Origin of the sequence: Caldivirga maquilingensis IC-167 (assembly GCF_000018305.1) — an archaeon.
GTDB lineage: Archaea > Thermoproteota > Thermoprotei > Thermoproteales > Thermocladiaceae > Caldivirga > Caldivirga maquilingensis.
Window position 1 is genome coordinate 1,291,392 of sequence record NC_009954.1, and the last position, 13,614, is coordinate 1,305,005.

Below are 13,614 nucleotides of genomic sequence, written 5' to 3' on the forward strand. Positions count from 1 at the left end.
TAAGTACTGGTTGATGAGGCTACTTGAGTATAAGGGTAAGGAGATACTGGCTAAGTATGGTGTAAGCGTGCCTAAAGGTGTTGTAATCAGTAGCGTGAGCGACATTGATAAGAGTAACCTAAAGTACCCAGTATTCGTTAAGTCCCAGGTACCCTTCGCAGGTAGGGCTAAGATGGGGCTTGTTAAGAGGGCTAATAATAAGGATGAGGCTAAGCAAATAGCTTCAGAGTACTTGGGTAAGGTTATTCAGGACTTTGAGGTTAAGAAGGTTCTACTTGAGGAGGGGGTTGATGTTGTTAAGGAGTACTACGTCTCAGTAACCATAGATAGATCCAGTAGGACATTCATAATCCTGGCCTCACCTGAGGGTGGGGTTGATATAGAGGAGATAGCTAGGACAAGTCCTGAGAAAATATACAGGGGTAGGATCCATCCCTTTGAGGGTCTTAGGGACTACACTGTTAACGCTATTAATAAGTTCATGGGCTTCACAGGGGAGTTAGCCTCAAAATTCGCCTCACTCCTTAGAATAATGTACAACGTGTTTGAAACTTATGATGCTGAATTAGTGGAGATTAATCCACTTGCCTTAACAAGGGACGGTAACTTCGTTGCCCTTGATGTTAAAATAATGATCGATGACAATGCACTATATAGGCATGGTGATATTTCAGTGGAGGAGGAGGGTGACTTAACCAGGGAGGAGCTTGAGGCTAGGAAGTACGGCTTCCACTACGTTGAGTTACCGGGCTACGTGGGTGTTGTTGGTAATGGGGCTGGTTTAACAATGGCCACAATGGATCTTGTTAAGGAGTTTAAGGGTGAACCAGCTGACTTCCTTGACGTTGGGGGTGGTGCAAGTAGGGATATTGTTAAGGCAGCCTTAAGCCTACTACTTAAGGATGAGAGGATTAAGGGAATCGTATTAAATATCTTCGGTGGAATAACCAGGGGAGATGAGGTTGCCTACGGTGTCGTGGAGGCCTTTAAGGAGATTGGCGCCTCTAAGCCATTGGCAATAAGGCTGAAGGGAACCAATGAGGAGGAGGGTAGGAGGATTCTAGCCCCATTGGGGGTTAAAATTTATGAAACAGCCGAGGAGGCTATAGGTGAATTAATGAGTAAACTACAGGGTGGTTCAAGATGACGATACTGGTTGACCAGAACACGAGGGTACTTGTACAGGGAATAACGGGTAGTGAGGGATCTAGGCACACACTGTACATGCTTCAATACGGCACTAAGGTGGTTGCTGGGGTAACACCAGGTAGGGGTGGTCAACAAGTTCACGGCGTCCCAGTCTACGACTCAGTGGAGGAGGCCTTAAGGAAACACCCTGAGATAAACACATCAATAATATTCGTACCAGCCAGGTTCGCCTCAGATGCAGTCTATGAGGCAGTGGATAATGGGATAAGGCTGGTTGTAATAATAACTGAACACATTCCAATCCATGATGCAATAAGATTCGTTAACTACGCTAAGTATAAGGGGACGGTGATAATTGGGCCAAACTGCCCAGGCGTGGTTAGTCCAACAATCAGTAAGGTGGGTATACTACCTAATAATGTATACGTTAAGAAGGGGCCAGTGGGTATAATATCCCGCAGCGGTACCTTAACCTACGAAATATCCTACCACTTAACCCAAGCCGGTTTCGGCCAAAGCACGGTGGTTGGTATTGGCGGTGACCCAATAATAGGCACGGATATGGTTGAGGCAGCCTTAATGTATGAGAATGACCCGGAGACCAAGTACTTAGTGGTGATTGGTGAAATAGGAGGTGACCAGGAGGAGAGGTTGGCTAGCCTTGTTAGGGAGGGTAAGGTAACTAAGCCAATTGTAGCCTTCATAGCCGGTAGAACAGCACCACCGGGTAAGAGACTTGGACATGCCGGTGCAATAATATCAATGGGAGTCGGCACCTATGAGGGTAAGGTTAAGGCACTTGAGTCCGCCGGTATTAAGGTCGCTAAGACACCGCTTGAGGTTGTTAAGCTTATTCGCGACATCTCAAAGTAATTGAGTGCCTTAACTTAAAAATCAAGTCCTTATTCAATAAACATGTTACTTCTAAATCAATAACAGTGACTCACCAGTTGAAGGACTAGGTACAGTTATAAAGCCTATTAGTGCGTACTAATTAAATGGTGGATGAATCCTGTGTGGTTGCTAAGATCAGGGACTACGCGGTGGCGAGTAATGAGGTAGTTAATGGTAGGGTTTTCGAGGTTGTTAAGAGGATTGCGGTTAACCTACTTAATGAGTGGAATCCAGAGAAGGGGGATTTCATGATACTTAAGGATGATAGGGTTATTCAAATAAAGTTACCATTACCCTCACCTGAACTTTACGATAGGTTAAAGAACTATAACATTAGGAGGAGCGGTGACTCAGCTGAAGCAACTGTACCGGTTTACGAGATAATATACTCCAGTGACTGGGTTGGGGAGGGTTTTAAGGCGGAGGAGGCTGTCTTAGTCTTCCCATTCATATCAAATGAAATAAATGCGCAAATAATAAATGATGTAATAAACACTTTAAAGACGGGTGAGGAGGAGATGGGGGAGGAATTTGAGGAGTAGGTTAAGTCAATGTATTAATACCTCCACTTAACATTAATTCTATGAACTCTGCAACACCCTTACCGCTTGGGTTTCTTGTCACTAACTTAGCGTGTTCCTTAGCCCTCCCTGTGGCATTACCCACCGCCACGCCTAAGCCAACAACCTTAAAGGCCTCGGCATCAATATCACTATCACCTATGAAGGCTACTGTTGAGCAATCCACATTAATTAACTCGCAAAGCCTCCTAATTGCAGTGGCTTTACTGCATTCAATAGGCCTAATGTGAACTGCGTAGCCACTGGTTTCCACGGCATATGATTCATTAACCCTCATTTTAATTAACTCCTCCCTAATCCTATTTACAACATTATAATCATCACCATTAACGTCAAGGGTCATGTCAAGGTACCTGCAGGGGTATTGGTAAGTGGGCTTCAATCCAAGCCTCTTAATTAATTCCTCAGCAATGCTCCTAGCACTTAACGCACTTAGCATTATCGTTGATGAATTAACCTTGATTATGCAACCGTTCTCAGCGATAATTGGTGCATCATTAAGCCCAATGTACTTTGCTAAAGCCTCAGCAACAATCAATGCATTACCGGTTACTAAACCAATCCTAACCCTACCCCTAGCCCTCTGTATAGCTCTAATTGCCTCAGGTTCAAGCGCCAGTTCACCCCTATTCACTGTTAATGTTCCATCAACGTCGAGTAGGAGTAGATTAATACCCATACCCATGAGGCCTCATTGAAGGGTTAATAAGCCTTTACTTAAACCACAGGATTAAGTTGCTTGAGGTTATTGAGTATTTTTCAATAATCCAGCAAATTACCTAGTTTTAGAAGCACATGTAGGTGGGATGGATGCGAGTAGGGAATTAAATGAATCCAAGTACCGTGGAATGGGTATTATGAATATTAGTTAAGCATGATTAATACTGAAACCTAACCCAGGGTCCTAAGTATTTAAAGGGGTTTTCAATAGGCCTTAACGTGGATAAGCAAGTTAATGTGGTTAATTACAGGGAATTGAAGAAGATACCTTACATACTTCTCCTCCTCCAGAATGGGGTAAATGACCACGACTTCACTAGGATTAGTGTAAGCGACTTATCAAAGCAAATGGGCACTACACCTCAGAACATATCCAAGGTGCTTAGGAGACTGGAGAGGGAGGGGTACATTGTGAGGAGTAGTGTTAAAGGTGAGGTGAGTGTAATGCTTAGTGAGAAGGGCAGTGCCTTATTAAGGAACCTAATGGACCTTATGGAGAACCTACTTGGGAAGAACATAACCATAGTACTAAGAGGCATTGTGGTAACAGGCTTTGGGGAGGGTAGCTACTACATTAGCCTGGAGGGTTATAGGAGACAGTTCATTAGTAAACTTGGGTTTGATCCATACCCAGGTACATTAAACGTGAAGCTACTTGACCAGTACATGAAGTATAGGCTATACTTGGAGAGGGTGCCTGGCGTGAGGATTGAGGGCTTCAGTAATGGTTCAAGAACCTACGGGGGTGTTAAGGCGTTTAAATGCACCATAAGTGACATACCCTGCGGTGTACTACTAATAGAGAGGACTTCCCACGGTCCTGAGGTTATTGAGATTGTGGCCCCAGTTAAATTAAGGGATAGGCTTGGGCTTAAGGATGGTGACGATGTAACAATAAATATTCTACTTTAAGCAAGTATTCAAGAGCGGGTTAATTGCTGTGGCTGCGGTTATGGGTTTCGTTGATTCATAATTGCAGTATTACCAGTCTCTCAAACCTACTCCGGCAACTCCCCGGGTACTGCGCCAGTGTTGCTGCCTACGTACCCTATCTTCAATTATAAATACCTACGGCTAATTTCAAGCATTATAATAATAATCTCAGCCCTAATCTACCGCCGCCCATTCTTACTAAACCCAATTAATACGCTTGGAGAACTATTACATAATTAATCAATCCATTTGTGAATATAAAGGATATATACCACCAATTAAGCCATTCAACACCGATCTATGAGTGAGAGGAGAATTTGGCCCGGTGCCTATGTTATGGGTGCAGCGGTCCTCTGGTCTACAATAGGCGTGGCCAGCGTCTATAGTGGTAACCCAGTGCTTCTGACTCTGTTTAGATCCGTGTTTGCCTCAATACCCTCGGTCATACTTTACAGGTCCGTTAATAGGGGTGCATTATTCACTGGGATTGCCCTAGGCGTATTATTCACCGTGTACCCACTGGCCACGGTGCTTGTGGGGCTTGGTGCAGCGGCATTTCTACTCTACACAGCGCCCTTATGGACTACATTAATAGCCTTATCCTTTAGGGAGAAGCCAAGCGCTAAGGGTGTTGTTGGTGTGGTATTAATAATAACAGCTATATTAATAATAATCACTGAGACGGAAAGGGGCCTACTAAACCCCATTGGTGTAGTAATGGGCTTACTCTCGGGTATTTCCTACGGAACATACATAGCCCTGGCCAGGTACTACGTGAGGAGCATCAATGAGTTGGAGGTTTCCCTGGGCTCAATACCATACACGCTAATAATCACAGCACCAGCAGCCTTACTCTACACCCTACTCCTTCATGGGCTCGTCCACGTGATAACCAGTGGTTTATGGGGTCTCTACATGGGTGTAATGGCAACCATAGTTCCCTACAGGCTCTTTTCCATGGGCATATCAAGGCTAAAGGCATCAACAGCCTCAATAATAGCCACCCTGGAGCCAGTCCTGGCCTCAGTATGGGGCCTCCTATTCTTTAGGCAGGTACCCACTGTTGCAGAGGCGGTGTCCTATGCATTGATAATTGCCGCATCAGTAATAGTATCATTTGAGTAAACATAACTAATACAAGCACTATATGGGAACAGGAGGATAGAAGCCATCGTACTAGCCGCAGGTAAGGGCAGGAGATTTGAAGGGGGCAAATTACTCACTAGGGTTAACGCATAATACTCAGGGGTATTCAAGGCATTAGAGGACTTGATTTGACATTACCCCTAATGCTATTATTTCACACCCAGCTCTTCAGCATTGATTTTAAGGCATCTTTAATATATTCTTCTTCACTAACCTCCTCTTAACATCTAGCGTAGTGTCAAACGGTAATGCTTTAAAATGCATAGTTAAGGAGATAGTTGGTGAGCAGAATGGCAGCTCAACAGGAGGCTACAATACTGGTTGGAAAGAAGCCTACAACAAACTACGTAATAGCCACGGTGATGCAGTTCAACCAGGGCAGTAAGAGGGTGATCCTCAAGGCCAGGGGATCAGCAATAGCGAGGGCAGTGGCAGCGGCCACAATGGTCCGCGACAGGTTCCTGGCGGGCCAAGTGGATATAAGGGAGGTTAAGCTACTGAGTGACAAGATAACTGGCCAGGGCGGAAAGGAAAGGGTTGTGGCGGCCGTTGAAATAGTTATTGAGAGGAAGTGAGGCCGCCTGTAAAAAGCATTACTCATCACCAGCGGCTTTTTTGCAGTTTCACCATAAATGTGAAATAAGCATTATCTTTAAAGTGGAGTAAGGGGCATGTGGCATTATACGTAATTGGCGTGGGGCCCTGGGACCCTGACTTAATCACTGTTAAGGCGATTAAGGCGTTAGCTAAGGTTCAAGTAGTCTACTACAGCTCCCTCATTAACCCTGAGGTGATTAGGCGTTACGCACCTAGGGCTAAGTCAATATACATGGGGCATGTGAGGGGTGATGAACACGAGGGGTATGTTAAGGAGGCCATTGAGTACGCTAAGGGTGGGCTGGAGGTCGCCTTCCTTAAGAATGGGGACCCAACATTGTTCAGTAGGGGGGTTAGGATATGTAGGGAAGCTAAGGCTCAGGGGGTTGAGTGCATTATAATACCTGGTGTAGCAAGCTTCACTGCGGCTGCTGCTGAATATGAATTGGAGTTGGGTGACCTAGTAACCCTGGTATCGTATCCCAATGTATCCAGGGGTGTGGTTAGGAGGACTACGGTATTATTCATGGCCTCGGCTGCTCTTGATAAAATTAACGAGTACCTGAAGGGTAATGATGAGGTAGTGGTGGTTAGTAGAGTAACGTACCCTGATGGCATCTTAATTAAGGTTAACCGCAGTGAGCCACTTAAGTTAAAGCCCCTCACCCCATCTTTAATATTCATTATGAGTGATGGTAATGGAGTTAACAATACCTAGGCTAATAGTATCCTCGTATAAGGGTAAGTCAGGGAAGACGCTGGTTACCTTAGCTATAGCGTATGCGTTAAGTAAGGCAGGCTTCACCCCATCACTCTTTAAGACTGGGCCCGATTACATAGATGCAAGCCTACACGGCTTAATCACCGGTTCACCCAGCAGGAACCTTGATTATGTACTAATGGGTTACGGTATTGTTGAGAGGCTACATAGGTACTCCAGGGGAAGCGACATAGCCTTAATAGAGGGGGTGGCTGGACTCTACGATAGTCCAAGCGGTATTGATGAATATGGTAGTACAGCTCAATTATCTAAGATTCTAAAGGCCCCGGTGTTACTCGTCATTAACGGTGAGAGGATTAATAGGACTGCAGGAGCCTTGGTTAGAGGGTTAAGGCAATTCGACCCCGATGTTAAGCTTATTGGCGCTGTTTTAACCAATGTGGCTTCAAGGCAGGTGGATAAGTTGAGTAGAATAATTGAGGAGGAGGGTCTTCCAGTGGTTGGCTTCATACCAAGGGATGAGGAGGTGGAGGAGGTGTTTAAGTATAGGCACCTTGGACTCATGCATGCTAGGGAGGTGGATGAGGAATGGTTAATGAATGTGATTGAGAAGGCGTCGGCACACATTAATGTTGAAGCCGTTCTAAAACTAGCCAAGGAGCAGTCTGAACCGGTGAAATTAAGCCTAAGCATTAATGACACAATACCCATCATTAAGGGGGTGCCTAGAATAGGAATTATGACTGGTAGAGCCTTCACCTTCTACTACCCTGAAACAATAGAGGAGGCTTACACGCTAGGTGACGTTAAGTTCATTGACCCTGAGAGGGATGGTGAATTAGGTGACATTGACATACTCCTAATCGGTGGTGGCTTCCCTGAAATCTACGCAAGTGGGCTTGAGGGTAATAGGGCTCTTAAATCATCAGTGAGGAAATTCATAGAGAGGGGTGGTTACCTATACGCTGAGTGCGGTGGATTAATGTACTTAACTAATTCAATAATATTCAATAATAATGAGTACGAGATGGTTGGTGCCATTGATGCCTCAACCATAATGCTCAGTAAACCAATTGGCCACGGTTACGCATCAGCAATGGTAATTAAAGACACCCCAATAGCACCCAGGGGCACTGTGTTGAAGGGTCATGAATTCCACTACTCTAAACTCATACTTAAGGGTAATTATGAGTTAGCACTGGAGTATGAGAGGGGTTTTGGGGTTAATGGTAAGGATGGGTTCCTAATAAACAATGCCTATGCCCATTACCTGCACATTCACCCATACACGTACAGTGTGTTGAATAGTATTGTTAAGTCATGGAGCCTTAACCCTACTTCTCAACCTTAACACCCCTCCTGGGCTTATGCCTCTCCTCAATACCCCTAAACCTCTCCTCCAGCCATGGATCCCCATTATCGTGGTAACCCAACGCTTCCCAGTAACCTAATTGAACCTCATCAATAAGCCTCACCTCCTTAATGTACTTAGCTGACTTCCAACCATACCTACTGGGTATCACTAACCTGAGGGGGAATCCATGATCCCTACTTAATATTGACCCATTCATAGCGTAGGCCACTATTGACGTATCCTCCATTAATGCGCTAATGGGTATGTTGGTTGTGTAACCATCAGCCCCAATCACTAAGGCATACCTTGCATTAGTAAGGGGCTTAGGTGCAATATCCTTCACCTTAACACCCCTCCAAGACACATTACTAATACTCCACCCAGTGACGCAGTGGAAGTCAGCGGTAAGATCCACGCACGGTAACTTAGTTAGAATATCCAGGTAACTAACCTTAACCTCCCTCTCCACTAGGCCTGTGAATGATAATTCATAGTCCTCAAGCCTTACATCAGGTGGATCATAGACATTATATATAATGAATCCCTTAATCCTCCTCTGCTCAGGGGGCCACTCCCTACTATACGTAACCCTACTGCACTCCCTACTTAACGCCAACTTAAATACCTCATCCCAATTAACCATTAAGCCACTGGAGTTAAAAAACCCCCTTAAATACTAAACTGAGTTACCACTGATTAATTAATTCATTAATATCATAATTTAAATTAGGCAGTGGAGTAGGGGCTTATGCTGAGTGGGAAGAGGGTAATCATAGCTGGGGCTGGGCCTGGCCTAGGTTCAGCAACAGCCTACCTGGCCTTAATTAACGGCGCATCAGTGGTTATGGTGGCTAGAAATGAGGAGAGGCTAAGGAGTTTGAAGGCTATGTTATCGAAGTACGGTAGGGTGGAGGCTGTTAAAGGGGACTTAAGCACCATGAGTGGTGCTGAGGATGCCGTTAAGAGGGCCTATGGAATCCTCGGCGGCATTGATGGTGTTGTAACTGTGCTTGGTGGCTATACTGAGGCATCCATTAGTGAGCTCACTGAGGATTCATTATTCAACATGCTTAGGGTTAATTTAGCAGCTCACTTATTCACGGTTAAGGCCGCTGTTCAATTAATGAACCGTGGCTCAATAGTCATGGTTACCGCAATATGGGGTCCATACTTGAATTGGCCTAATCGTGTTGCCTACGTAGCCTCTAAGGCGGCGTTATCCAGGGTTGTTGAGACCCTTGCCTCAGAATTACTCAGTAGGGGTATTAGGGTTAATGCAGTGGCTCCAGGGGGTATTAGGCGTGATTTTAGGCCTGAGAGGGATTGGAGGAGTACTAGGAGTATTGGTGATTCAAGTGCACCGCCTGAGGATATTGCTAATATAATTATTTGGCTGCTCTCGGATCAGTCGGAGTGGGTTAATGGCGCGGTTATACCAGCTGATGGTGGGTTTAGGTTGAGGCAGCGTTAATTAATGTCAGGTAGGACACTAATCCTCCTTCTAAGCCAATTATACATACTCCACCAATCCAACTTATACAACACCACGCCTAATGCGGTGAAGACTATGGCGAAGATTAACTGGAATTCAAGCCTACTTAGGCCGAGGGTTGATGTTACATTATATATCGTGTTCAGTAGGGTTAATTCAATGGGTATTTCAATGGAGCTTTTAATCAGTTTCCCTAAAAACACGTAGGCATTAAGCCTACTTAAACTAGCCCCAGCTGCCCCAGTACCCACGTAGATGTAGTCATCAAGGGGTATTCCAGGTATTACTGCTAACACAATTATGATTAACCAGAGGAAGCCTAATCTAAGTAACCCCCTTAGGAAGATCATGTTCCTGCTTCTAGCCATAGGCCTCCTTAAGGCTACGCCAATTAGGTACATTGTGTTCTTAGCTAAGGCTGCTCCAAGGGCAGTAACAACTATGAAGAGTATTACCACTGGGGCATTGGGCTTAAGGTTCATTAACACTATGGATGCGTACACAGTGTAGGCTGCACCAAAGAATGGGGTAGCATTACTCACTAGACTAATCATGAACACTAATGCCGTATAGTAAAGCAGCGTACTCACAATGAGGTATTAGGCCTAATGCATATAAAGCATTCCCTCTGGATTAATTAAATCAATGACTTAACCACTGCATTCATCGTTCCTTAAACGCTCAATTATATCCATGAAGTCGACGCCTGGTATTATCTTCCCAAGTATAATTGGAGAACCCCCAGTTGCCTCAGTATTGCCAACCCTAAGGTGAAGCGTCTCATTAGCAATTATGGCGAAGCCTAACCCCTCCCTGGCTAAGTCATCTATACCATGATCCTTAAATGAAGCGACCCTAGGCGTTAATTCACCCAGTAATTCCCTTAAATCACCCATTAAGACAGGATTCCTAATACCTCCACCACCAATGATCACTTCCCTAATGGGCCCATTTATGAAACGCCTTACCTGATCATAAATACTCTCAGCGGTGAACCTTGTAATAGTCCTGATTAAGTCATCCCTAGAATACCTACCTAAATACGGCAGTACCCTACTCCTCACATAATTTAACCCGAAGTGCTCCCTACCAGTGTTCTTAGGGGGTGGTTGTTTAAAGTACTCATCCTGCATTAGCTCATTGATTAACCCCTTAATTACGCGACCATTGGATGCGTGTAAACCATCCTTGTCGTAGGGTTCATTGTAGAAGTAGTCGGTTAACAAGTTAATTAGAATATTACCAGGTCCTGTATCGAACGCCATCACCCTGCCTTCCCCAATGTAAGTCACGTTCGATATCCCACCAATGTTTATGGTTAATGTCCCCTCACTGAAGATTAAGGCATCACTTAACGCTATTAATGGTGCACCTAATCCACCTGCGGCAACATCATTAGTCCTAAAATCGTAAACCACTGTCTTAAGGGTGCTCGCATAAATCACTGATGCCTCACCAATCTGCAGTGTACCATAATCCCTCCTACCTAATGCAGGCCCATGATATACAGTGTACCCGGAGTAGGCGATGATATCATACTCACTCTTATTAAAGCTACCCACTACGCTACCTGCGAGAAATCTCCCCAAGTCCCAGTGAACCCTACTGAATTCTTCAGCAGTAATACGCTCCAGTGATGAGACTCTTAATAATTCCCTCCTAAGCCCCTCAGGGTAACTGAAGGATGTGTATTTAATTATCTTAAATTTCGTAGCCTTACCGCATCCCTTTAGGTCAATAAGTGATGCATCAGCTCCATCTGATGATGTTCCAGTGACAATGGATAAAAACCTCACTAATCATCATTTCATGCAGTATTATTTAAGTATTACTAGTGATGATTAACATCAATTTAATTAAACCATTAAAATACCATACTTCAGCCTCACATGACCACTACCGGTCTTTGGTTAACGAAATAGGGGTAATGCTTAAAAGAAATTACTTAATAATGAAGCTATGTCACTGTTAGATATTTTTAGTGGAGCACTAGGTTATTTGTTCTGGCTCCTACTATTAGTTGTATTGATACAGCCATGGTTATCAATGAGGTCCATGCAGCATGCTAGGTTAAGGCTTATGGAGATTATTGAGCGTAAGTATGGTTATAGGGTGATAACCATGATTCATAGGCAGGAGAAGGTTGGTTTTCTAGGCATCCCAGTTTACCGTTATATAGATATTGAGGACTCTGAGGCTGTAATAAGGGCCATTAGAACTACACCACCCAGCATGCCGATAATGCTCATACTCCACACCCCAGGGGGCCTTGTTTTAGCGGCATCGCAAATAGCAAGGGCCCTTAAGTCGCATCCAGCTAAGAAGATTGTAGTGGTTCCCCATTACGCCATGAGTGGTGGTACTTTAATTGCCTTAGCTGCTGATGAAATAGTAATGGATCAAAACGCAGTGCTTGGGCCACTGGATCCTCAATTAGGGGGACCTGGTGGTGTGTATTACCCGGCTCCATCAATACTAAGGGCTGTTGAGGTTAAGGGTAGGGATAAGGTTGATGATGAAACCCTAATACTAGCTGATGTTGCTGAGAAATCCCTAAGGCAGGTTAAGGAGTTGGTTATGGAGTTGCTGAGGGGGAAGGTTAATGATGAGAGGGTTGAGGAGATTGCGGATAAGCTTGTGGGCGGTTACTACACTCATGATTACCCCATAACTGTTGAGCAGCTTAAGGAAATGGGGTTCAAGGTATCCACTAACGTACCACCGGAGGTTTATGAACTAATGGACCTGTATCCACAGGCGAGAACAAATAGGCCAGGTATAGAGTACTTACCATACCCAACAGTACCTAGGTTCGCGCCGAGTGAAAGAAGAGAGTGACCGAGGACTCATAGTGAATTACTATTCATTAAAGGCTATGATTACATTACCCTTCTCGATAACCCTTACTGAGCATTACCTAAGTTGTTGATTGACTTAAACCCTTAGCGAACTCAACTAATGATTCAACATCAGGTAGATCCCTCCTCACTTGATCAGGCCTTAACCTGGCTTCATGAAAACCCTCAACATGCAGGAACCATGCCCGACCCCACCACCACCTCAACTCCCTTTTACCAACTTTATCTGATGCATTATCCACTGCATCAAATAATAACTGAGTCGTCCACCTACTAATCTCACTAGCCCTCTTAGCTTCCTCAAGATTCAAGGCCACTGCAATTGCCTTAATAGCCTCCTCCGCAGCCTTATACAGCCTCTCACTGGCTTGAATAGGATCCTTATCAATGAGGTCCTTGCCCTCATTAAGGAATTTAACGGCTAACTCTAGGTGAGCCTTACTTACTGTAGCTGGGTCTAGTGATAATGCCTTAGCAAGTAATTCAACTACATCTATACCATGCCTCTCCGCCTCAATTAATAGTGATTGAGGGATTGAATCAAGCATTTAACCCTAATTAAAGGTGCATTACATGCATTTAAACTTAGTGGCTTCTCCTCAACCTTATGAGTGTTGCGGGTTTAGATATTACTATTGTTTTAGTTGATATTACGCCGAAGATTAATGAAGAATAGGTAAATAAAATTGGAGCTTAATGCTTAAGTCATTGGCGTTGGTGATTAGAGTAATGGTTGAATTAAGGTTGGTCTATTAAGTTAAATGTACTTAAATATACTCACATAGCACAATAGCCCCTTGTGGCGAAGAACTAAACCTAGAGGTGGTAGGCTTCGATAAATAGCCTAGAGCCACTCACCGGCTCAGTGCTCAGGTGGTACATGAATCATTAATGTAAGCAATAGCGTCACTTGGACTGTAGGCATCACATTCCCACAAGGTGGCTGGGTATTCATTGACTGAAGTGATAGTGGCGTAAGTATAGCAAACCCAAGCAACTACACATGTACCTTCTACTGGGTCCTGTATCCAGAACAGTATCCTCAAAACATAGAGCCATGACCCTATTCACATAGTATAGTTCTATTATTAATGTACACTGGCGTTGTTTTATTCACGTAAATGACTTGGGTTATAGTACTTGTTAAATGCAGTGTATTAGTCACAATA

Annotated in this window: 15 protein-coding genes; 10 read left to right on the top strand and 5 right to left on the bottom strand. The window is 44.3% G+C overall.

Going from position 1 to position 13,614, the window contains the following annotated elements; translation table 11 throughout:
• Positions 1 to 13: 13 nt before the first annotated feature.
• From sucC to CMAQ_RS06280, 3 genes are all read left to right on the top strand, one after another.
• Positions 14 to 1,147: an ADP-forming succinate--CoA ligase subunit beta gene (sucC, locus tag CMAQ_RS06270; protein ID WP_012186266.1), complete on the top strand. Its 1,134-nt coding sequence runs from the start codon at positions 14 to 16 to the stop codon at positions 1,145 to 1,147.
• Positions 1,144 to 2,022 (top strand): succinate--CoA ligase subunit alpha, encoded by an 879-nt coding sequence (gene sucD, locus CMAQ_RS06275; RefSeq protein WP_012186267.1) that lies wholly within the window; start codon positions 1,144 to 1,146, stop codon positions 2,020 to 2,022. Before sucC ends, sucD begins: the two co-directional genes overlap by 4 nt.
• 125 nt (positions 2,023 to 2,147) lie before the next feature.
• Complete coding sequence (locus CMAQ_RS06280) at positions 2,148 to 2,585, top strand: DUF2286 domain-containing protein (protein WP_012186268.1); 438 nt, start codon at positions 2,148 to 2,150, stop codon at positions 2,583 to 2,585.
• 1 nt (position 2,586) lies between these two features.
• Here the strand turns inward: CMAQ_RS06280 and CMAQ_RS06285 are convergent, their stop codons facing one another.
• Complete coding sequence (locus CMAQ_RS06285) at positions 2,587 to 3,303, bottom strand: phosphoglycolate phosphatase (RefSeq protein WP_198002057.1); 717 nt, start codon at positions 3,301 to 3,303, stop codon at positions 2,587 to 2,589.
• Between the two features lie 305 nt (positions 3,304 to 3,608).
• Here CMAQ_RS06285 and CMAQ_RS06290 point away from each other — a divergent pair, with 305 nt between their 5' ends.
• From CMAQ_RS06290 to CMAQ_RS06310, 5 genes are all read left to right on the top strand, one after another.
• Entirely contained in the window at positions 3,609 to 4,256 is a 648-nt protein-coding gene (locus CMAQ_RS06290; protein ID WP_048062995.1) for a DUF120 domain-containing protein, read from the top strand.
• A gap of 321 nt (positions 4,257 to 4,577) precedes the next feature.
• Complete coding sequence (locus CMAQ_RS06295) at positions 4,578 to 5,402, top strand: DMT family transporter (protein ID WP_012186271.1); 825 nt, start codon at positions 4,578 to 4,580, stop codon at positions 5,400 to 5,402.
• 311 nt (positions 5,403 to 5,713) lie between these two features.
• Positions 5,714 to 5,998 carry a DNA-binding protein Alba gene (albA, locus tag CMAQ_RS06300; RefSeq protein ID WP_012186272.1) on the top strand — a complete coding sequence of 95 codons (285 nt, stop codon included), beginning with the start codon at positions 5,714 to 5,716 and terminating at the stop codon, positions 5,996 to 5,998.
• 98 nt (positions 5,999 to 6,096) lie between these two features.
• Positions 6,097 to 6,738, top strand: a complete 642-nt coding sequence (locus tag CMAQ_RS06305; RefSeq protein ID WP_012186273.1) for an SAM-dependent methyltransferase — start codon at positions 6,097 to 6,099, stop codon at positions 6,736 to 6,738.
• Positions 6,719 to 8,092: a cobyrinic acid a,c-diamide synthase CobB gene (locus tag CMAQ_RS06310; RefSeq protein WP_012186274.1), complete on the top strand. Its 1,374-nt coding sequence runs from the start codon at positions 6,719 to 6,721 to the stop codon at positions 8,090 to 8,092. Before CMAQ_RS06305 ends, CMAQ_RS06310 begins: the two co-directional genes overlap by 20 nt.
• Here the strand turns inward: CMAQ_RS06310 and CMAQ_RS06315 are convergent.
• Positions 8,076 to 8,738 (bottom strand): molybdopterin-dependent oxidoreductase, encoded by a 663-nt coding sequence (locus CMAQ_RS06315; RefSeq protein WP_012186275.1) that lies wholly within the window; start codon positions 8,736 to 8,738, stop codon positions 8,076 to 8,078. The genes CMAQ_RS06310 and CMAQ_RS06315 overlap by 17 nt on opposite strands.
• 105 nt (positions 8,739 to 8,843) lie before the next feature.
• On the opposite strand from CMAQ_RS06315, the gene CMAQ_RS06320 reads away from it, so the two are divergent.
• Positions 8,844 to 9,566 (top strand): SDR family oxidoreductase, encoded by a 723-nt coding sequence (locus tag CMAQ_RS06320; protein ID WP_012186276.1) that lies wholly within the window; start codon positions 8,844 to 8,846, stop codon positions 9,564 to 9,566.
• Here CMAQ_RS06320 and CMAQ_RS06325 read toward each other — a convergent pair.
• Positions 9,563 to 10,177: a hypothetical protein gene (locus CMAQ_RS06325; protein ID WP_012186277.1), complete on the bottom strand. Its 615-nt coding sequence runs from the start codon at positions 10,175 to 10,177 to the stop codon at positions 9,563 to 9,565. The genes CMAQ_RS06320 and CMAQ_RS06325 overlap by 4 nt on opposite strands.
• Before the next feature lie 60 nt (positions 10,178 to 10,237).
• On the bottom strand, positions 10,238 to 11,383 hold the full coding sequence (locus tag CMAQ_RS06330; RefSeq protein WP_012186278.1) for an anhydro-N-acetylmuramic acid kinase: 1,146 nt from the start codon (positions 11,381 to 11,383) through the stop codon (positions 10,238 to 10,240).
• Between the two features lie 163 nt (positions 11,384 to 11,546).
• Between CMAQ_RS06330 and CMAQ_RS06335 the strand changes: the two genes are divergently transcribed.
• Positions 11,547 to 12,425 (top strand): SDH family Clp fold serine proteinase, encoded by an 879-nt coding sequence (locus tag CMAQ_RS06335; RefSeq protein WP_012186279.1) that lies wholly within the window; start codon positions 11,547 to 11,549, stop codon positions 12,423 to 12,425.
• Positions 12,426 to 12,504: 79 nt separating this feature from the next.
• Here the strand turns inward: CMAQ_RS06335 and CMAQ_RS06340 are convergent, their stop codons facing one another.
• Complete coding sequence (locus CMAQ_RS06340; RefSeq protein WP_012186280.1) at positions 12,505 to 12,993, bottom strand: PaREP1 family protein; 489 nt, start codon at positions 12,991 to 12,993, stop codon at positions 12,505 to 12,507.
• Between the last annotated feature and the right edge of the window lie 621 nt (positions 12,994 to 13,614).

What these genes read in the sequence shown, in the direction of transcription:
- CMAQ_RS06280 (WP_012186268.1), top strand. Translation starts at nt 2,148, where the DNA reads ATGGTGGATGAATCCTGTGTGGTTGCTAAGATCAGGGACTACGCGGTG.
- CMAQ_RS06285 (WP_198002057.1), bottom strand. Translation starts at nt 3,303, where the DNA reads ATGGGTATTAATCTACTCCTACTCGACGTTGATGGAACATTAACAGTG.
- sucD (WP_012186267.1), top strand. Translation starts at nt 1,144, where the DNA reads ATGACGATACTGGTTGACCAGAACACGAGGGTACTTGTACAGGGAATA.
- CMAQ_RS06315 (WP_012186275.1), bottom strand. Translation starts at nt 8,738, where the DNA reads ATGGTTAATTGGGATGAGGTATTTAAGTTGGCGTTAAGTAGGGAGTGC.
- CMAQ_RS06320 (WP_012186276.1), top strand. Translation starts at nt 8,844, where the DNA reads ATGCTGAGTGGGAAGAGGGTAATCATAGCTGGGGCTGGGCCTGGCCTA.
- albA (WP_012186272.1), top strand. Translation starts at nt 5,714, where the DNA reads ATGGCAGCTCAACAGGAGGCTACAATACTGGTTGGAAAGAAGCCTACA.
- CMAQ_RS06310 (WP_012186274.1), top strand. Translation starts at nt 6,719, where the DNA reads ATGGAGTTAACAATACCTAGGCTAATAGTATCCTCGTATAAGGGTAAG.
- CMAQ_RS06340 (WP_012186280.1), bottom strand. Translation starts at nt 12,993, where the DNA reads ATGCTTGATTCAATCCCTCAATCACTATTAATTGAGGCGGAGAGGCAT.
- CMAQ_RS06295 (WP_012186271.1), top strand. Translation starts at nt 4,578, where the DNA reads ATGAGTGAGAGGAGAATTTGGCCCGGTGCCTATGTTATGGGTGCAGCG.
- sucC (WP_012186266.1), top strand. Translation starts at nt 14, where the DNA reads ATGAGGCTACTTGAGTATAAGGGTAAGGAGATACTGGCTAAGTATGGT.
- CMAQ_RS06335 (WP_012186279.1), top strand. Translation starts at nt 11,547, where the DNA reads ATGTCACTGTTAGATATTTTTAGTGGAGCACTAGGTTATTTGTTCTGG.